General features: G+C 37.4%; 9 protein-coding genes. 4 read left to right on the top strand and 5 right to left on the bottom strand.

What is annotated here, in order from left to right; all coding sequences use genetic code 11:
• Positions 1-713: 713 nt before the first annotated feature.
• Positions 714-1226, top strand: coding sequence for a GNAT family N-acetyltransferase (locus AC13DP_RS15710; protein WP_483068081.1), 513 nt, complete (start codon positions 714-716; stop codon positions 1224-1226).
• A 190-nt stretch (positions 1227-1416) separates the two neighbouring features.
• Here the strand turns inward: AC13DP_RS15710 and AC13DP_RS15705 are convergent, their stop codons facing one another.
• The 5 genes from AC13DP_RS15705 to AC13DP_RS15685 form a co-directional block, all read right to left on the bottom strand.
• The gene (locus AC13DP_RS15705) at positions 1417-3366 is read right to left on the bottom strand and encodes a glycoside hydrolase family 97 protein (protein ID WP_483068080.1); all 1950 of its coding nucleotides are present in this window, start codon (positions 3364-3366) and stop codon (positions 1417-1419) included.
• 57 nt (positions 3367-3423) lie between these two features.
• Complete coding sequence (locus AC13DP_RS15700; protein ID WP_483068079.1) at positions 3424-4434, bottom strand: glycoside hydrolase family 43 protein; 1011 nt, start codon at positions 4432-4434, stop codon at positions 3424-3426.
• A 488-nt stretch (positions 4435-4922) separates the two neighbouring features.
• A complete protein-coding gene (locus tag AC13DP_RS15695; protein WP_347407749.1) occupies positions 4923-5594 on the bottom strand; it encodes a DUF3823 domain-containing protein in 672 nt (223 codons plus the stop codon).
• A gap of 31 nt (positions 5595-5625) precedes the next feature.
• A complete protein-coding gene (locus tag AC13DP_RS15690; protein ID WP_347407748.1) occupies positions 5626-7485 on the bottom strand; it encodes a RagB/SusD family nutrient uptake outer membrane protein in 1860 nt (619 codons plus the stop codon).
• 22 nt (positions 7486-7507) lie between these two features.
• A complete protein-coding gene (locus AC13DP_RS15685) occupies positions 7508-10666 on the bottom strand; it encodes a SusC/RagA family TonB-linked outer membrane protein (protein ID WP_347407747.1) in 3159 nt (1052 codons plus the stop codon).
• Positions 10667-11211: 545 nt separating this feature from the next.
• Between AC13DP_RS15685 and AC13DP_RS15680 the strand changes: the two genes are divergently transcribed.
• The 3 genes from AC13DP_RS15680 (at position 11212) to AC13DP_RS15670 (ending at position 21233) form a co-directional block, all read left to right on the top strand.
• On the top strand, positions 11212-15288 hold the full coding sequence (locus AC13DP_RS15680; protein ID WP_347407746.1) for a hybrid sensor histidine kinase/response regulator transcription factor: 4077 nt from the start codon (positions 11212-11214) through the stop codon (positions 15286-15288).
• 1046 nt (positions 15289-16334) lie between these two features.
• Positions 16335-19370, top strand: coding sequence for a SusC/RagA family TonB-linked outer membrane protein (locus tag AC13DP_RS15675; protein WP_272957158.1), 3036 nt, complete (start codon positions 16335-16337; stop codon positions 19368-19370).
• Between the two features lie 15 nt (positions 19371-19385).
• Positions 19386-21233: a RagB/SusD family nutrient uptake outer membrane protein gene (locus tag AC13DP_RS15670; protein ID WP_347407745.1), complete on the top strand. Its 1848-nt coding sequence runs from the start codon at positions 19386-19388 to the stop codon at positions 21231-21233.
• Positions 21234-21237: the final 4 nt, after the last annotated feature.

The following is a 21237-nucleotide window of genomic DNA, read 5'->3' as shown; positions in this document are numbered from 1 at the left end:
TCGGTCGAGATGACAAAACTCTCTGTCATTTCGAGCGTAACGAAGTAAAGTCGAGAAATCTAAAACTCAACATTCAAAAAGAGATTTCTCCACTTCGGTTGAGATGACAAAAACTCTCTGTCATTTCGAGCGTAACGAAGTAAAGTCGAAAATTCTCAAACTAAATAAAAACTCCAAAAGAGATCTCTCCGCTACGGTCGAGATGACAAAACTCTCTGTCATTTCGAGCGTAACGAAATGAAGTCGAGAATTCTCAAACTAAATAAAAATGTAAAAGAGATCCCTCCACTTCGGTCGAGATGACAAAAACTCTCTGTCATTTCGAGCGTAACAAAGTGAAGTCGAGAATTCTCAAACTAAATAAAAATGTAAAAGAGACCCCTCCGCTTCGGTTGAGATGACAAAAACTCTCTGTCATTTCGAGCGTAACGAAGTGAAGTCGAGAAATCTAAAACTAAATGAAAATCCCAAAAGAGATCCCTCCGCTTCGGTTGAGACGACAAAAACTCTCGGTCATTTCGAGCGTAACGTAGTGAAGTCGAGAATTCTCAAACTCAACATTCCAAAAGAGATCTCTCCGCTTCGGTTGAGACGACAAAACTCTCTGTCATTTCGAGCGTAACGAAGTAAAGTCGAAAAATCTCAATTTTAGTAAAAGACCATTCATAATTCAAAATTTTCCATACTTTTCAGTCTTAAAACGATCCTGTAAAATGCAATTAGAAACCAACCGACTCCAAATTGTAAGTTTTGAAGCCGAATTATTTATGCCGCTTTATCAACTGTTTTGTAAAAATGAAACCGTAATGCAGTCGGCTTTTAAAGGTAGAACACTTACCAAAAAGGAGTTTCTGGACATTTTAGCCAATGATTTTATTCTGAATAATACTGATAGCATAGGTTTTGTATGCGTTCTGGATAAAACCACAGGTGATTTTGTAGGTTTTACAGGCTTAATTCCGTGTGATTTTCTTGGAGATAAAAACGATTTGGAATTTGGTTTTGTACTGCATCAGGAGTATTGGGGAAAAGGTTTTGCTACCGAAATTGGACAATTCTGGATTGATTTTGCTAAAAATGAGCTTCAAAGACCTCGAATTTTGGCGGCTGCAAGCCCAAAAAATCATGCATCCATAAATGCTATTAAAAAACTTGGATTAACTGAAGTCAAAGAAATCGCTTCCGATGATCGTGGAACACGATTAGTATTTTTAAAAGAATTTTAAAAGCCGAGGCAAGTGCGCAAGGTAATTAATAGTAAACCTTTCTATAATTTTAGAGAATACTTAGTGATGACATTGCGAGTAAGGCACGGGATCCTAATTATAGGCTATCAAAATTCAATAAAAACATCGGTTTACATATTTCCAAAACAGCCTCTCAAATACTGAAAGGCTGTTTTATACTATTTTATCTTTATAATTCATATAAAACGGCACCGCCCTCAGAGAGTAATTCAATTTCTAATGTGCCGTTACTTTTGATTTTCGAGGTTTTATAGCCTGCTGTTTGATCTTTATTATCATAAAGATGTTTAACCTCTTTTCCTGCAAGCATAGGTAGCTCTAATGCTATTTTTCGCTGCTCTTTTGTGGCATTGCTAACCGCAACATACCACCGGTCACCTTTTCTACGTGCCAAGGCACAATAATCTTCAGGTTCTCCGCCAATGTAAATGGTTTCATCCCAAACCGTTGGTACTTCCTTTATAAAATCCAAAACATGATCCGGTTGCTCTTCCAGATTATTTGGAGTTAAACCGAAATGCTGAATTGGCGAAAAGTACAACACAGAAGTTGCCAGCTCAAAAGCATCTGTTGTACTTCTTATGGTGCCGTTTTTCTGCTCCCTGGACATTTTCTGATTTAAGAACACGGGGGCAAAATCCATTGCTCCAACCGCATTTCTTATAAAAGGTAATATTGTTGAATTTAAAGCATGTTTATCTAAAGCATCCTGGCGGAAAATTAGATTTTCTGACGCCAAAACAGCCTCTGAAGTCACATAATTTGGATACATTTTTTGCCAGCCTCTTGGAAGCGTACAACCGTGAAAAGTAATTCCCAGTCCGTAGTCATTAGCATCTGTCAAAATATCTTCATATAACTTCATGGTGGTTTGTTTGTCTCCTCCAAAGAAATCAATTTTCAAACCTTTCACACCTATTTTTTGCAGCCATTCCATTTCCTTTTTCCTGGCGATACTGGTATTCATTTTATCCTGTGGTGTTTGTGGTGCTTCATTCCAATAACCATTAGAATTATACCATAGCAGCACCTCTACATTTTTGGACTGGGCATATTTCACCAGTTTTTCCATTCTTTTGTAACCAATATTATTATCCCACCAGTTATCGATCAAAACATATTCAAATCCCAAACTCGAAGCCATATCGATATATTTAATCTGATCGTCATAATTAATACTGTTATCCTGCCAGACGATCCAGCTCCAGGCGGCTCGTCCCATTTTATAATCGATTGTAGGTTTATATTTTGGTTCTACCAAATCGAATGCTACGGTAGATTCTACAATTGGTTTTAAACTTTCCCCCAAAGTGATGGTTCGCCACGGCGTTTTTGCCGGCATAGCCATCGCTGCAAACGCATCACCAATACTGTTATTTTCTCCTTCCTGAGGAAATTCTACCGTAAAAACCCCGTCTTGTGTGGATTCACTTAATCTACCGCCCGGATAACCTCCGTCTACCCCGGTTTCAGAAATCAAAACCCATCCATTTTCGCCTAATTTGAATAAAGCAGGGAAGGTATATCCTACTCCGTAAGTTGATGGTTCTCCTAATTTTTCACCTAGGGTATACTCCTCTTCATAAGAGGGTTTAGTTTCCATCCAGCCCGTCATTGGTAATGCTTGCGGCGTAATATATGTAGTTGCATAATCTGGTAAATTAAAACCTGAAGCTTCTTCAAAAATCTTTACATTAGATCGCCCTGCTTTCGATTTTAGTGTATACGAATAAGCCACATCGCGATTAGAAACTCTAAAATAAACAAACAAGGTATCCTGATGCTCATTTATAAACTTCGAAACCAACTCGGTTGCTTTATAATCTACATGACTAACTTTAGCACGATCGAGATCGTATGAATTTTCGATCGTATTTACTTCAGCAGAAATAAATTTTAGTTGAGATGAAAAATCTCCTAACGAGGTCTTTAAACCTAAAGGTGAATCTTCTAAAAACTGCGCTTCGGCATAATGAATATCGTAAGATACTTTTCCATTGTTTTCATGTACCTGCAATTGTATTTTTTGATCTGGACTTTTAATTTCTGCCACCTGTGCCTGTATCGCATTCGCAAAAATTAAACACCCTATAGAGAGAACAAATTTTACTGATTTCATTTTTATAATTAGAGTTAAATTGGAGGATAGTTTTATACTTAAATTGTTTTGGAAGATTTACTTTTTTGAAGATACTATAATTTTGTTTTTGCTATCATCTACTTCCAGCAAAGCAGGGATTCGAATATAATTCCCCCTGGCACCTACGCGATGACTATGAAGTGCCATTAACAACTTCCCTTCAAAGGTTTTAAACATCATCCCATGCCCAAAATTAGGCGGAGTAATGGGATCTTTTTCCTGGATCCAAGGACCGTCTAAAGTGCCACTTTCAGAATAAGCAACTCCCTGAACATAATCTCCAAACACCCAGCTTGTCCAAAGCATCCCTAATTTTCCGGTTTGTGTTTCGAACAAAAACGGGCCGTCGGTTACTTTATTTGGTTTTATTTTTCCATCTTCCGTGCGCTCTTTACTCCATGGGGAATCACTGGCTTTAAATAGCAATTCGCCTTCACCTACCGAACCACTTAGATCTGATTTTAGTTGAATTTTCTCGATCGTACCGTCCCAGTTTTGCAACCATTCATAGCAATAAACCATATAAGGCTTATCATCTTTATCTACCCAAAAAGTACCGTCTAAAGTTGGTTTATCTGCCGGAAGATAGGTTTTATCTTCCATTGGTTTATAAGGACCCTCTGGCGAATCACTTACCAGAATATGGCTGGCACGACGTTCAATTTTATTGCCTTTAACGGTATCAATAATAACATCCCGATTGGTGAAAGTCGCGAAATAATAATATTTACCTTTAAATTGATGAATTTCGGCTGCCCAAATCATAGGATTTTTTCCCATCCAGGAATCAGGATCTGTTTCGACCACCGTAAATGGTCCTTCCCAAAGCTTAAGATCCTTACTCTTCCAGAGTTTGCCTCCGGTACCCGTCATAAAGTACGTTTCTGTGTTTTTATCGGCCAAAATAAATGGGTCACTAAGACGAATGGAATCTATAGGAATGTTAGTTTGCATCTTTAGATTGCCCTGGGCAAATGAGACTAGCGGCAATAAAAGAAATGAGAACAAGATTAAAACCTGGGTACTATTGCCAATTTTTGTGCTCATATTTTATAATTTTTAGGTTATTTTTTTGGCATTGGTCCATTGCTAAAATGATAGCGCAGTCTTTTCGGGAACAATCATAACTACTTCCTGCTATTAAACCTGTGTCAATCTAGCTTTTGTTTTTGAAAGCGATACTATATACATCCTAAATTAAGAAAGTATTTTGTTATGCGCCATTCGTTTTTAATATCGGATTTCTCGCGCTTAGCATTACTTCATGCCCAAAGATTAATCTTCAATCTTATAAATCCACTTTTAACAAATAAATCGACCTCCTTGTTAAAAGCAAGGAGGCGATTTTATTTTTATGATCTGTCCATAATCCTACAAAATGGAAGCAACATATATCATAATCTTCAAAAGTGCAGGCATTGGTTAACCAAATAGATATCTATTTTAAGGTAATAAACAATAGTTCCGGCATTTTCTTCACTATATAGATTATCCAAAACAAGAATACCAGATCGGTAATTCAATTATAAAAAATCTTATAGATCGATCTTTTGTGCATTGGTATAAATCAACTCGTTAGCCATCGAAGATTTAGCCCCAATTCGAACAAAAAGATAGCCTTCATCTCTTAAAGATTCTGGTATTTCTATAGCTACCGAATTACTTGTCCCAAACTCAAAACTTTTGAGTTCTATAACCTTATTAAAGTCGTTTATATTTCTATCCACAAGAATATTCCTGCTAAGCATGATGCTTATTTCCTGAACGTTAGTATCTGCTACTATCTGATCAATTTGAAAGTTTGCACTCAAAGTTGATCCATTTATCTGAAAATTTTCATTAGAGATATTAATATATGGTGTTACAGGCACATCTACCTGAGTATTTCCACTTACCTGCACTACAATAGTATCGTTTAATTGTGGCAACCACGGATCGCCTCCACGGCGAACCAGTTTATACTCTCCTTCAAAAAGAGATACCGAATACGTACCATCCTGAGCAATAAATACAGGAATTAATTCATTCAAAGCATAACCATCCTGCCATATCTGGAATTCGGCACTATTAGATCTTACAGATATGGGTTCTCCCTGGTAGGTAACCTGTCCTTCCAGCATGGCTTTAGGAGCATCAAAATTATCTAATTCACAACCAGCAAGCACCATGCTTATGGATATAAGGCTGTATAATATATATTTTTTCATTACAAATAAGTTTTCGTTAAAGCTTAAAATTCTAGTGGAAAGGATTTCTAACCAGCTTTGGATTATTATTAAGAACTCCCTGATCTATCGAAGCGTAATAATTACCTAATCTAAACAGGCGAGCTCTTCTAAATCGGGTTGGTCTTATCTTGTTATAGATATAATGATTATTATCTGGGTGCCCGGGGCGTACTATTCTATACGGATATAAGCCATAAACAACCGCCTGTTCACTATTCTCGTCTCCATCCCAAATTTCGTGTGCTATCCTCCAGCGTTTTAAATCGAAAAAACGATGATCTTCAAAAGCCAGTTCTACACGACGCTCGTTACGTATATCATCCATAGTAAGGTTAGCAATACTATTCGCCGGAAAGCCGGCACGTTCTCTTAATGTATTTACATAGGCCATAGCAGTTTCTACTTGCCCTAATTCGAATGCAGCCTCTGCTCCATTTAAGTAGATTTCCCCAAGACGGAACCATGGCCACCAATTTTCTGAAGCCACTCCTCTAGTACTCGCTCCTGAAGCATTACTCAAGAATTTGCGAATATAGAATCCTGTATTACTTACAAACTGTGCATTATCCTGCGGACCATCTGCACCCGTCCATAGTCCTCCATCACCGCTTCCGTCAGGAAAGCTATACACGCTTCCTAATCTTTGAGAAGTTTCATAAGAATATCCTGAACCATTCCACACCGCTACTCCTGCCTGTAAACTAACTTGTAGGCCTCTAAAAGAAGTTCCCGGATAAATAACAGTTCCATATAAACGAGCATCTTTATTGTCAAAAATACCGGTAAGCTCATCATACACTATAGGGCTACCGTCGGAATTAGTAATTCTTAATTCCCCATCGCTACCATCCAAATAGTCAAAACTTTCCACCAGGTTTAAAGAAGGGGTAAGATTGGTGGGATATTCGTTGTCTTCGGTTAAGCTTCTTGGGATATTTTCGAAAGTAAAGCCATGAGTTTTTAAGCTGTTCTGAAAATCCTTGGCAAAAATCACCTCATTACTGGTTTTATCCATTAACATTTCATAGAAATTCATCCCCCTGTCTGGATTTGCATCGTATAAAGCGTAATTTCCGTTTTGTAAAATTTCATTAGAGGCGGCTAAAGATCTTGTATAAAATTCATTCGCTCTGCTTGCAGGAATCCCTACTTCTCCCCCTGGCAAAGTAATTGGATTATCCATTAAGTTATTATATTTAGCTAAAGAGCCGGCATATAACATTGATCTACTTTCTAAAGCTAAAGCTGTATAATAATTAGCTCGTGTCTGGCTGCCATTATTTCCGGAAAGATCATCTTTAATATCCTCTAATTCTGCATAAATAAAATCGTAAACCTCAGCTTCCGTAGATCTTGGAATTTGTAAGTATTCGGGATCTCCACTATAATCATAAATAAGCTGCTCGGTTACCAGTGGTACCCCACCCATACGTTTTACCATTTCGAAGTAAACAAAAGTTCTGATGAATCTAAGTTCTGCTCCAAAAAGATTTTTTTGTTCGACATCAATTTCAGTACTAAACTCTTCCAGGTTATCAAGAGCTAAATTAATATCCCTTATAAAACCATAATCCCAGTAGCGCCCGTAATCATAATTATATTGAAAATCATTCCTCCAGTTTTGATCGTTATGACCAGACCACATCGCGTCGTCTATCTCTGTCATTCCGCCAACATTAAATACCCCATGTAAACTTGGTAATCTATCATAATAGTTAGCAAGAAGTGATTTAATCAACTCAGGGTCATTCCATAATTGTTCATCCCCGATAATATTTTTGGGTTGACGTTCCAGGTATGCATCGTTATCACAGCTTATAACGCCTATAAAGCATGCAACTATTAAGATGCGTAAAATTGTATATTTCATAATAATATTTTAATAACTTCTATTAAAGTGAAAGATTTAAACCAACAACAATTGTTCTTTGTTGTGGATAAACTACTGAAGCATTTGCAGATATTTCCGGATCTATTTCGAAACCATTTACATTATCAAATGAAACCAGGTTAGAACCGGTTACATAAAAACGAAGTCTGTCTACATTTACTTTAGAAACCCATTCCTTAGGGAGCGTATAGCCCAGTTCAATATTTCTAAGTCTTAAAAACCATACATTGGTTAACCAGAAATCACTATTACGATGGTTTGGCCCCACATTTCCGTTACGTATGGCAGGATAACGTCCTGGAATCCATTCACTTTCCGGATCGTAAGGATCTGCTCTGTGCCAACGATCTTCTAATAAATAGGCTGGAGAGTTTCCTCCGGCATGAAATGGATTTCTTAGCTCATAGTTCTGATACCAGGATTGCATGGTAGCTCCCGCAAGGTCTATGGTAAGATCTATATTCTTCCAGTTCATTGCAATCGTTCCCCCGTAAGATATCATTGGAGACCAACTATCAGGGTAACCAATAGGGCGCTCGTCCATCCAGTTAATCACTCCGTCTTCGTTCACATCTTTGTAAATAAAGTCTCCAGGTAGTAACGTACGGTTATTTTGGCCATCAATATTTATAGGATAGTTTCTAATCTCTTCTTCATTTTCAAACCTTCCCACAACCTGATAGCCCCACCAGATGCCTCCCCAACGGCCTTCTGCAGAGTTTCTATATTCTGCCCAGGAATTCCCAAAACGTGGTTTATAGGTTGAAATACTTTTATATCTTGAATAAGTAAAGTTTCCACTAACCGAATAATTAAAGTCATTTATAGAACTTTTATAGGTAATTATTCCTTCAGCTCCATTATAACCATTCTCATTTAGGTTCTCATTGGGTAAAGTATAGCCTACCTCACTGGGTAATAACACATCATACCTTGGGGCAGGAACACCCGTTCTTCGAATTCTAAATACATCTGCCGTAACACTTAGTTTGTTATTAAACATCGTTAGATCGATCCCTATGTTAGAATTGGTATTGGTTACCCATGATAAATTTCTAATTGGTAAGCCTCTTGGTCGCAGTCCAGTCGTATAAGTACCGTCTAATACGGCACTCCCGTTATTCCAGGTATAACCGCCTAAATAATCAAACATTCCCACTCCTTGTTCCTGTCCAGTTTCTCCGGTAGAAGCTCTGATTTTAAGATCGTCGATGACGCCGGTAAGCGGTTTAAAAAACTTTTCATCTGAAATTCTCCAACCTAAAGAAACACCTGGAAAGAATCCCCAACGATCTCCTTTGGGATATAAATAGGATGCATCATATCTTCCTAATAACTCAATTATGTATTTATCGTCGTAACTATAATTAAATTTACCAATATAGCCTACTCGTGCCTGATAGTTCCAACCATCTGCGAAAGAGTTTAATTGATCAAATTCTAATAGCGGTAAATAATCATTAGATGGGTTAGTTCCCATTTGTTGATAATCCTGCTCAAAATCAGAGCGTTCGTAAGCAGCCATCGCAGAAAATGAATGTTTATCGATCTTCTTGGCGTAATCTAATTTTATTTGAGAGAATGTACTAATATCTTCTCGCTCTGCCTGATATCTCCAACCAGCGTCAGATCCTCCTGTAGCATTATAAGTATCGTTGGCTTCGTCGTAAGTAAACACATCATATCTGTATTGAAAGCCATCAAATTTATTATTACTGAAGTTGTAAGAATAGGTTCCTCTTGCTTTTAAGCCGAAAGAAAATTCATATTCAGCATATAAGTTTACATTCAGGTTTCTGGCAAAGTTATCTTTATATCCTACAATGTCCCTTTCAAATAACGCCGGATTTCTTGAAAAGTCCCTGGTATGATTAGGATATTCCGGATTATTATTAGCATACGGTGGTGTGGTTGGTAGGTTACTAAACAAGCCTAATATTGCAGAAAAATAGCCATCACCTCCCGGCAAACCAACATCATTTGTTTCTTCAATCCTACCACTAATTTGGGTCCCTATTTTTAACCTTTCTGCGATCTGCGATTCGATATTAGCCTGTAAATTTGTTCGCTCATACGCGAAATCATCTAATAAAGCTTCCTGATTTGTATTGGCTAACGATAGATAATAATTAGTTTTATCTGTTCCACCAGATACACTGGCATTGATATGATACTGTGGAACATTATCTCTCATAACAAAATCATAATAATCATAACTTTGATAACCAGGTAAGTTTCCCTCCTGCCATTTTTGCAATTCCTCTGGAGTAAAAACGGTATTGGGGTCACGGCCTTCGTTTTGTGCCGCTTCTACAAGACCTCTGGTATATTGTGCTGCATTAGCAAGATCTGGAAATCTGGTAAGATTTTGCCAACCGGTATACCCATTAATACTAATCTTTGGCTGATCTGTCTTTCTTCCTTTTTTAGTGGTTACCAGTACAACACCGTTTGAAGCTCTCATTCCATACACCGCAGCAGAAGCATCCTTAAGAATAGTAATACTTTCTATATCTTCCGGGTTTAAAGAATTAAACATGTCGTTCCCTGAATTTCCGGTAGACTGCAACCAGTCGCGACCATTATCGCCACCATAAGGGATCCCATCGATTACATAAAGAGGATTTCCCATATTTCGAATTTCCAAGGAAGCACCGCGACCCGGACGTGCATCCTGAGCTCTTACAGAAACCCCCTGAATTTTACCGGCCAACGCCCCAGCGGTAGTCGTTGAAGTTGTACGAGAAATATCATCAGATTTAATGGTGCTAATGGCACCCGTTACATCCTTTTCTCTTTTGGTACCATATCCTACTACCACAACCTCATCCAATGCCTCTTCATTAGGTTGAAGGCTAATCTCGTAATAAGATTCGGTTGTTAATTCAATTTCCTTTTCTAAATATCCTATATAAGACACTAAAAGGATCTGATCTTTTCCCTCTTGAATACTAATTTCAAATTCCCCATCAAAATTAGTAACTACTCCGTTAGAAGTACCTTTTAATAACACCGATGCTCCCGGTAAAGGTAAACCTGAGTTGTCCATTACCACACCAGAAATTTCTCGTTCCTGGGCGATAATAATTTGCGATAAAAGCGCAAAAAATAAAAAGCAAACTACTTTTAGCTTTTGCGATTGTAGTAAAATTTTATACATATAGTTAAAAATTTAATTGAAAATGACTCGTTATTTTTTTAACAACATCATCGAAAGAAAGAAATCGATTTCGATGATTATCATTTACAATATTCTCCATTTTTAACCTTTTATAAAGGATAAGATTTGTCCAGAAAAAGGGTGTTTTCTAGCAAATTTTATTAATTCACCAATCTCAAGGGGGTATTTTCGGCATTCTCAAAATAAATGAAGGAGAAAATTAACATTTAATAAAAACTGAACTATAAAATGGAAGCAGAATCCATTTCCTGCAATTTTCTAAATTCATTTTTAAAACCTGGGCAATAAACTTCTTATACGGAATAGAATACTTCTATTTAGCTATACATTCCTGAATTCATGTCTTTTTCTAACGCTTTTAAAGTGAAATGCTATAAGAAATGGTAAATGCATTTAGCATCGATTAAGTCAGAATTTCTATAAAAATCATAAGTGTTTTTTTTACATTTATAAAAATTTTGCTAAAATCCAATCTCTTATACATCAATAAGAAAACGATTTCGCAATATTCTAAAACCAGGACTATGAAGATGATAATTACTATTACTTTTTGTTTTTTAAACATAGTAGAGCCCCTATACTCCCAAGAAGCAATTGATAACGTACCCCGGCAAGCATTAAATTTTCATCTCCTAAATGTTGAAAATGGACTTTCGAGTAATTCTATAAATGATATTGTTCAGGATTCTTTAGGCTTTATATGGATCGCTACAGAGGACGGACTGAACAGGTACGACGGATCTGAATTTTTGAAATTCAGAGAAAATACCGGATCCGATCAATATCAAATTGCAAATAATTCGGCACAGCGCTTAGCGTTTAAAGATCCCGAGGAACTTCTAATTGGTACTGATAAAGGCCTTAACGTATACAATACCCGTACAGGCCAAATGAAATTGATCAACCAAAAAGACGGATTACTTAATAATAGTATTAGTTCTATTTCTTTAACCTCTTCGGGAACTATTATTGTGGGTACCTATCGCGGCGGAATCCAACTATTCGATAAACATTATAAATTACAGAAAAAACACATCGATTATAGATCGATGACTTCCACAGAAATATCTTCATCACTTTTACAGCAGGATTCCATACTTTGGGTAGGCACTTTTAATAGCGGGCTAAATAAAATCGATTTCAAATCGGGGAAAGTCCTTAAAAAATATCAGTCGGAAAACAGTTTTTTAAACTCCTCGATCATTAACTGCTTATACGAAGATGATCAGCATAACCTTTGGATCGGAACACGAAATGGTATTTCAATAATCACCAGTACCGGTAAAAAAATTAATCTACAAGAAAATTTAAGTGATAATGATATTCTATCCTTTCAGGAAGATAGAAAAGGTAATATTTGGATCGGAACACGAAATGGAGGGCTAAATATTTTAAACAAATCTTTATTTTTTCAAAACCCCAATCAACCAATCATCAAAAAATTCTTACCGGCAAATGATGGCTCCAGTGTATATAACCGCTCTATCTATAAAATGAAGACCGATAAGGACGGCAAAGTTTGGATTGCCACTTCAACCGGTCTTAATTATGTAGACCCTGACGGAGAGATCGTTCATAATATTCAGCAAAAAGAAAAAAATGATAACTCCTTAATCCATAACCGCATTGGAACTTTGGCTAACGCATCTAACAACAATATCTGGATTGGAACAGATGGTGGGGGTTTAGACCTGTACAATCCCGATTCAAAAAAATTCACTCACTATACACATCTTGAAGACAATCCTAAAAGTTTAAGCAACAATTATATTTTGTCCATACTGGAAGATAAGCAGGAAAGGGTTTGGATTGGCACCTATCTTGGGGGGTTAAATAAGTTAGATAAGAATACTGGATACTTTAAGCACTACTTATTAGGTAAACCCAGTAATGGCAGTGATGTACGGGCTATCTTTCAGGATCATAATGATAATATTTGGGTAGGCACCAATCAAGGCGGCTTATACCTTTACAACAACCGGGAAGATGAATTTGACTATATCGAAATTCTTGGTAAGATTGATATTAGAGATATCGAAGAAGATGAAACCGGAAACCTTTGGTTAGGAACCTTTGGTACAGGGATCATTAAATTTGATCCTGAAACCAGTATTGCAGAATCTTTTAATTCTTCCAATACTAAAGGGATGACAAGTAACATTGTATTCGCTATTCATCCGGTTTCCAAAAATAAGATCATGGCCGGTACAAGGTATGGCGGCTTAATTTTATTAAATCCTGAATCTAAAAAAATTACCGTCTATACTGAAGAAGATGGACTTAGTAATAATACGATTACTGATATTGTTCAGGAAAATAAAGATTACATCTGGCTTTCTACCTACAGGGGGATTAATAGATTTAATCTTGAAAATGAAGAAATACTGGATATATCAAGCCTCAATAATATCCAAAAAGGAGGTTTTGGTGTTGGATGTCTTTTAATCTCTAACACAGGAACTATTTATGCCGGCGGCACCAATGGGGTGAATTATTTCAAACCCAAAGAGTTCTCTAAAAAAACCAAATCTTATCCTCTTATCCTTAAAGATCTTATCGTCTTAAATAAAAAGGTTTTTGCAAACGATGACAAAGACGCTATTTTAAAGACTTCGCTCCCCTACCAGTCTTCCATTACTTTAGATCACAACGAAAATACATTTTCGATAGACTTTGCCGCTTTAAAATTTCCAGAGGCCAATAATATCGAGTATCTCTATAAACTAAAGGGTCATAACGAATTTTGGATTAAAACTCAGGGAGTAGGATCGGCTAATTTTACCAATGTCCCGCCGGGAACATATGAGTTAGAAATTAAAACCGATTCACCATATAGTACTAACACCTCAAAAATATTATCAATTACTATACTGCCCCCATTTTGGGCAACATTCCCTGCTTATATCCTTTATATTCTTGCTTTTGGCTTAATTATTTTTGTCATTGGAAAGTACTATTCAGACCGCTTAAAACTGAACAACTCCTTAATTTTTGAGAAAAAACAACGAAAATTAGAACACGATCTTAACGAAGAGCGACTACGGTTTTTTACCGCATTTTCCCATGAGCTTAAAACGCCACTTACATTAATTATGGCGCCCGTAGAAAGTTTACTGGGAAAAGTAAATAAACAGGAAACTATTGAGCATCTCCATTTTATAAAGCGCAACGCCCAAAATTTGTATGGCCGCATAGATCGCCTGTTAGAATTTAGAAAAACAGAAGAAGGACTTAGTCAATTAATTATCGGGCAGCACAATCTTGAAAAACATATTGAGCAATGGACAAAAAATTATAAGCCCCTTGCTAAGGACAAAAAAATAAAGCTTTTGCTAAACATATTAACTCCGCTTAAAAAGTTTAAATGCGATTTAAACAAACTAGAAATCATATATAATAACCTGCTATCCAACGCCATTAAATACTCTAAATGGCAGGGAAAAGTAGCTATTGATGTTTTTATCGAAAACGAGAAACTTAAAATAAAAGTAAGCAACCAGGGAATCGGTATTAAGGAAGAAGATATTAATCAAATTTTTGATTGGTATTACCGGGCCGATAATAGTCTTAGAAAAAAGGGTTCGGGTATTGGATTAGCACTGTCAAAACGTTTTGCTGAACTGCATCAGGGAAGGATTCAGGTAAAAAGTGAAAGCAAGGGCATCACTCAATTTACATTAAGTATCCCTGCTAACCTGCAAATCAATAAACAACATACGCAGATTGAAGAAAAAGATCCCGAAAATAAACTGGCTAAAGAAAGTTTCCAACAACCGGTGATTCTTGATAAGAAAGAAAAACAACTGGCCGGTAAGAAAGACAAAGAAATTATTTTAATAATAGACGATAATCCTGAAATTCTAATGTATCTGGATAATATCCTTAAAGATGACTTTGACCTGATTCATTCGCACGATGGAGAGGATGGCATTAAAAAAGCCATAAAACATGTGCCCGATTTAATCCTGTCTGATGTGATGATGCCAAAACTAGACGGTATTCAATTATGCAATCAATTAAAAAAACATCATATCACCAGCCATGTTCCTATTATCTTATTAACGGCAAAAAGCAATACCGAAAGTATTTCTTCCGGGTTTTCAGAAGGGGCAGATGATTATGTTACCAAGCCATTTCATCCCAACTTGCTAAAAACAAGAATAAAAGCCTTACTTGAAAACCGTAAAAAATTACAGGATTTTTTATTGAACGGAAATTCAGGCGTACAACAACATTCATTCTCTGAGAAAACATCCGGAATTATTGATGCTGAAAAGCAATTTCTATTTAACATAGAAGAGCTTATTCTAACCGGCTGTCCTGAAACAAAAGTGAATACCGATTACCTGGTTAAAGAACTTGGGATGAGCAGAACTTCTTTATATCGCAAAATTAAAGCGATTACAGGACAAAGTATCAATGAATTTATTCGTGATACCAAACTAAAAAAAGCAGCCAAACTTATTTATCAGGAAGATTACCTGGTCACTGAAGCCTCTTTCGAAGTAGGTTTTAGTAGCATAAAATATTTCAGGAAGGTATTTAAAGAAAAATACGGGTATAACCCGTCTGAATTCAAATCTGGTGCTGCACAGCTATAAACATTTCACATGACGCGATAAAAGCTTAAGATTGTTAAAAATCGATAGAAAATTTGCGCTGGATTAATTCAAAATAAGGCGATCTAAAAAGTTCATTGTCGTGAGCCCGAATTAAGCCTTTATACCCCAACCCGATTCTAAACGAGTTTTTGGTAATTTCAGGAGCGCCTTGTTGTAGCTACATATAAACCTCTATATGAATTTCAACCTAAAAATGATATAGATTCTAAAAACCACACTCAGGAGTTTTGCCAGCATCCATTCAAGAAGAGATTCTTTTAAGGTGAAGATAACTGCACTCATATTACGATAATACGAGCCTATTAAAACCTTCTAAAATCAATATTATACCCTTAACAAAAAAATTAGAGATTAGGCATATCATTTAGAAAAAGACTTTTTTATATGCCAAGTAAAATCAAATTTTAAGCGCTAAATCATTTTTTTATACCTCCCATAAGCTACTTCACCTCCTTAATAAGCTTGGCCGATATCCTATACAAGTATAAAAAAATTCAATATATCGTATCAGTATTTCTCATAATGTATCAAAAAGCCCAAAAATTAAGATTTTTTTAAAGTTTGAACGGTATTAGTGATAGAATGACACAATTTGAACATTTCAAACGGAGCTAAAATTATAATTTGGACGAAAGATTAATGATTTATCAGTATTTAAACCTATAAATTATTAAATGTACTAACAACACGTAAAATAATTACAAATCAATCAAACGACTAACAGGCAAGCGGAATGGAAATAAATATCGGAATATGATAATCTATTCGATCCAATTTCACCAGAGCACGGGTAAGACTACTCCCGTAGCATCACTCTGGTATAACAAACGGTAAAAGGGAAATCGCAGTAAACTACCCCAGGAAAAATTCAATAATATACCAGCCAAACTTGCTCTATTTCCTGAATCCTAAAAGCTACCGAAATCGATTGAAATCTAATAAAACCTACATATAAACTAATCCATTATAAGTAAGTATATCAGAATGATCACGCAAAACAATCAAAATTAACCAAAGCTTAAAATATGAGAAAATTTTTACTTTTACTATGCTGCCTTTTTAGTATAGTGGCATCATCGCAAGATGCCATTACCATAACGGGAAAAGTGCTGGATGCCGAAACCCGAATGCCCATACCGGGAGCAAACATTATAGAAGTCGGAAAGAATAACGGCGCGATAACCGATTTTGACGGTAATTTTGAAATTGAGGTTTCCCCTACTTCAACATTAGAAATAAGCTATATAGGATACCTAACCAAAAGTGTCCCTGCGAATAAGGAGATAGATGAAATTTTACTAGAGGTAAATGCAGAGTCTCTGGATGATGTGGTGGTCGTAGGTTATGGAACCCAGAAAAAATATTCGGTTATTAGTTCGGTTTCAACAATAGAGCCCGAAGAATTACAAAACAGTTCTTCGCGCTCTGTTAGTAATAATCTTGCTGGACGACTTGCAGGGGTTATCGCCGTACAGCGCTCTGGAGAACTGGGCTATGATAACGCCCAATTTTGGATACGGGGAATTTCATCTTTTGCCGGTAATTCTGCACCACTGGTACTGGTAGATGGCATTGAAAGATCGCTTAATAATATCGATCCGGCTGAAATAGCAACATTTTCGATATTAAAAGATGCTGCGGCCAGCGCCGTATATGGGGTTAGAGGTGCCAATGGTGTTATTTTGATTACAACTAAAAGAGGAAAAATTGGTAAACCTCAACTAAATGTAAGATATGAGCACAGTATTACCCAGCCGGTACACCTTCCAGAATTTGTTGGTGCCGTAGATTATTTGGAGTTATTCAATACTATTGCGCGTGAAGAAGGTACCACACCCCCGTTTTCAGAAGAAAGAATTGAAAACATAAGAGCGGGCAATGATCCGGATCTGTATCCAGATGTAAACTGGTTAGATGAGATCACCAAAGACTTTGCTTCAAACGACAGGGTAAATCTTACGATCTCTGGCGGAAGCGAACTGCTTCGTTATGCCTTTGTCGCTTCCTATTATAATGAACAGGGTATCATTGAAAGAGATCCATCACAGGAATGGGATTCTTCTCCTAATCTTGATCGTTACAATTTAAGGTCGAATGTTGACTTAAATGTTACTCCAACCACACTTTTCAGGGTTAGTATAGGAGGATATCTTCAGGACCTCAAAAGAGCTCCGCAATCTGTAGACGACTTATTCAATCTCGCTTTTGAAACACCGCCATACCAACACCCTATCCAATACTCATCAGGAGAAATACCGGTGCAACCAGAAAGATCAAATCCCTGGGCACTGGCCACACAAACCGGATATGAACGCCAAAGTGCGAGTAAACTGGAGTCTCTATTTTCCGTAGAACAAAAGTTAGATTTTCTATTAAAAGGTTTAAAAACAACCTTTAAGTTCTCGTTTGACCGTTATAATGCGAATAGTGTGACCCGAAGAAAAAATCCAGATTATTTCAACCCGGCTACGGGTAGGCTTGATGACGGTTCTTTAGATCTTACCATTTACAGCTACGGGCAGGATTTCCTTGGATATGAAACGGGATCTGATTGGGGAGACAAAGCGGTTTATATAGAGGGCCGACTGGAATACTCCAATAATTTTGGAGATGAAAACCAGGTAGATGGCCTATTATTATATAATCAGCGTAATTATGACAATGGCGATAGGTTACCCTATCGAAACCAGGGGTTTGCCGGTCGTTTATCATATTCCAAAAAAAGAAGGTATATCGCCGAGTTTAACTTTGGATACAATGGATCTGAAAACTTTGCTAAAGGAAAACGTTTTGGCTTTTTCCCATCGGTAGCGGCTGGATGGATTATTTCAGAGGAGCCCTTTATGGACAAATTAAACGAGAGCATTTCTAATTTAAAAATAAGAGCCTCATATGGTCTGGTAGGAAATGACCAGTTAAGCGGCCGACGCTTCCCATATATAACGACTATTAACGAGACCAACGGGTATAGATGGGGTGTTAATAATGATTATTATAGATCTGGAAGATGGGAAGGCGATTATGGTGTTCCAGACTTAACCTGGGAAACAGTAGCCAAAGCAAATTTAGGTATCGAACTTGGCTTATGGAATAGCATCAACTTAAGAGCTGATATCTTTAAAGAACAAAGAAGGGATATTTTCCAACAACGACGAACAGTACCGGGTTCTTCAGGCTTTGTAAACAATCCCTGGGCCAATTACGGTAAAGTAGACAATCAGGGATTCGAATTATCGCTTGATGTTAACAAACAGTTTTCTCAAGACTTGTTTATTAAAGCCTGGGGAAACTTCAGTTATGCCCATAATGAAATCATCGAACAGGACGAACCAAAAGCTTTAATTGGTACCAGCAGATCTTCGACCGGCAAACCTGTCGGACAAATTTTTGGACTGGTGGACGACGGACTTTTCACAAATGAGGACTTTGAGAATATTGACGAAGGAATCTTAAAGGACGGAGTTCCCGAGCATACGTTTGGCCCGGTACGCCCCGGAGACATTAAATATAAAGATTTAAACGGGGACGGCAGGATAACCGGCCTGGACGAAACGGCTATAGGAGGAACTTACACTCCTGAAATCGTATATGGATTTGGAATCAATACCCAGTATAAAAATTTTGATATCGGGTTATTTTTCCAGGGGAATGCCAGAACAGATCGTATGATCGGAGGCCAGTATTTTATACCGGGTACGGGAGCCGCTGCTTTGGGTAACATTTATTCAAATGTAGATGATAGATGGACGGTTGAAAATCCCAGCCAGGATGTCTTCTGGCCCAGACTATCCAATCAAACCAATGCAAATAATGGCATGGCTTCTACGTGGTGGTTAAGGAATATGAGCATGTTACGTTTAAAAAATGCCGAAATAGGATATCTACTCCCTCAAAAGTTTATCGAAAAAGTAAATATGAAAACGGCCCGTTTTTATATAAGGGGTAATAACCTCCTGACTTTCTCCTCATTCGATCTTTGGGATCCGGAAATAGATACTTCTACAGGTTTCAGGTATCCGCCAATTCAGGCTTTCACCGCTGGAATCGATATCAATTTTTAATTAAAAAACGATAAAATGAAAAATATAACATATACGATAATCCTCATCATCTGCGTACTATCTTTTTCTTGTACCGATTATTTAGACAAGGCCCCGGAAGATCAGCTAACCCTTGAGAAGGTTTTTAATGATAAAACCAGGACCGAAGATTGGCTGGCGGGAATTTATTCCAGTGTGCCAGATCCATATTTTGCCATGCTTAAAGATATTGGATATGATGCTTTGGGCGATGATATGGCACCCTCTACGGGATGGGAACAGTTTGGCTGGAACGTGATAGCCAAGCAAACAGGCAATTGGAGCCCCTCCTCTTCCTGGGATAGTAATTACTGGGACATCCTACCCAAACGTATCAGGTCTGCTTTTATTTTTATAGAAAATGTTAGGCCGCTACCCTCCCAAAAGGTTACAGAAGAAGATGTTGAAAATATGAGAAATGAAGCCCGCTTCCTTGTCGCCTATTATTACTGGCTGTTGATAGAAGCTTATGGCCCCGTTCCATTTACTGATAAGATCGTTACGGCCGATGAGAACTTATTAAAAGAGCGAAGACCATTTGACGAAATCGTAGCCTGGATTGACAACGAGCTCAAAGAGGTTTCCAACGAATTACCCGATAGCTATTCCGATGGTTCAAAATTTGGTAGAGCGACCTCTGTAATGGCCCTGGCAGTAAGAGCAAGAATGTTATTATTTGCTGCCAGTCCTCTGGTTAATGGAAATAAAGACTATGATGGTTTTGTAAATAGCCTTGGTGAACCTTTATTTAATACAACGTATGATCCTCAAAAATGGGTTAAAGCTGCAGACGCATGCAAAGAATTAATTGACGTAGCCCATACTGCCGGTCATGACCTCTATTATGAGTATAATGAAGACGGATCAATAGACCCATTTCTTTCATATCAAAATATGATGTTTAGAAAGACAACAGATGGCAATAAAGAAATACTATTTGCCCGTCCGGATAATAATCACTGGGAATACGACAAGCATGCACAACCACGAGGTACGGGAGGAAATGGCGGCCTTGGTATCACTCAATCACTGGTAGATGCCTTCTTTATGGAGAATGGATTACCTATTGATGATCCTAACTCTGGTTATAAGGAAAAAGGATTTTCAGAAGAGGCCGAATATCGCAATACCAACTGGATAGAAGTTCAGGGAAATCAGGAGGGAAAAGAAGGACAGGTGACCTTGCCCGATACCTATAATATGTATACCCATCGTGAGCCTCGTTTCTATATCTCAGTGTTATATAACAGGGCCTGGTATAGAAGAGAGAACCGTACTACGCGATTTATGCTGGGGGAATGGGATGGTGGTCCAACCCACGATGCACCACAAAATGGGTATTTGGTTAGAAAAAAAGTACATCCAGATCATGATCCAAGGGCAGGAATCAATCCATATCGACCAGGAATTTTATATCGTTTAGGGGAAGCCTATCTAAATTATGCAGAAGCTTTAAACGAATCTGATCCTGGAAATCCGCAAATTCTGGAATATGTTAACCTTATACGAGAGCGAGCAGGAATTCCTGATCTTCCGGCTGGAATGACTCAAGCCCAAATGAAAGAAGCCATACGAAGGGAACGCAGGGTGGAATTAAACTGTGAATCGGGTATACGATATAGAGATATACGAAGATGGAAAATTGGTGAAGAAACACTAGACAGGGATTTTTATGGGATGAATTTCTTTGGTACCGAATATTGTGACGAAGAAAATAACCCCGATTGCTTCTTTCAAAGAACCGTTTATCAAACACGTAGGTTCTCTAAAAAGAACTACTGGGTTCCTATCCATCAAACGGAAATTGATATCAATCCCGATTTAGTTCAAAATCCGTTCTGGTAATTAA

This window comes from Zunongwangia sp. L-65, assembly GCF_056859415.1.
The sequence above is the reverse complement of the archived record's forward strand: the minus strand, read 5'-3'. Positions and strand labels throughout refer to the sequence as shown.

Excerpts from the sequence above, each read along its gene's own strand:
- AC13DP_RS15695 (WP_347407749.1), bottom strand. The coding sequence starts at position 5,594 with ATGAAAAAATATATATTATACAGCCTTATATCCATAAGCATGGTGCTT.
- AC13DP_RS15705 (WP_483068080.1), bottom strand. The coding sequence starts at position 3,366 with ATGAAATCAGTAAAATTTGTTCTCTCTATAGGGTGTTTAATTTTTGCG.
- AC13DP_RS15690 (WP_347407748.1), bottom strand. The coding sequence starts at position 7,485 with ATGAAATATACAATTTTACGCATCTTAATAGTTGCATGCTTTATAGGC.
- AC13DP_RS15685 (WP_347407747.1), bottom strand. The coding sequence starts at position 10,666 with ATGTATAAAATTTTACTACAATCGCAAAAGCTAAAAGTAGTTTGCTTT.
- AC13DP_RS15700 (WP_483068079.1), bottom strand. The coding sequence starts at position 4,434 with ATGAGCACAAAAATTGGCAATAGTACCCAGGTTTTAATCTTGTTCTCA.
- AC13DP_RS15670 (WP_347407745.1), top strand. The coding sequence starts at position 19,386 with ATGAAAAATATAACATATACGATAATCCTCATCATCTGCGTACTATCT.
- AC13DP_RS15710 (WP_483068081.1), top strand. The coding sequence starts at position 714 with ATGCAATTAGAAACCAACCGACTCCAAATTGTAAGTTTTGAAGCCGAA.
- AC13DP_RS15675 (WP_272957158.1), top strand. The coding sequence starts at position 16,335 with ATGAGAAAATTTTTACTTTTACTATGCTGCCTTTTTAGTATAGTGGCA.
- AC13DP_RS15680 (WP_347407746.1), top strand. The coding sequence starts at position 11,212 with ATGAAGATGATAATTACTATTACTTTTTGTTTTTTAAACATAGTAGAG.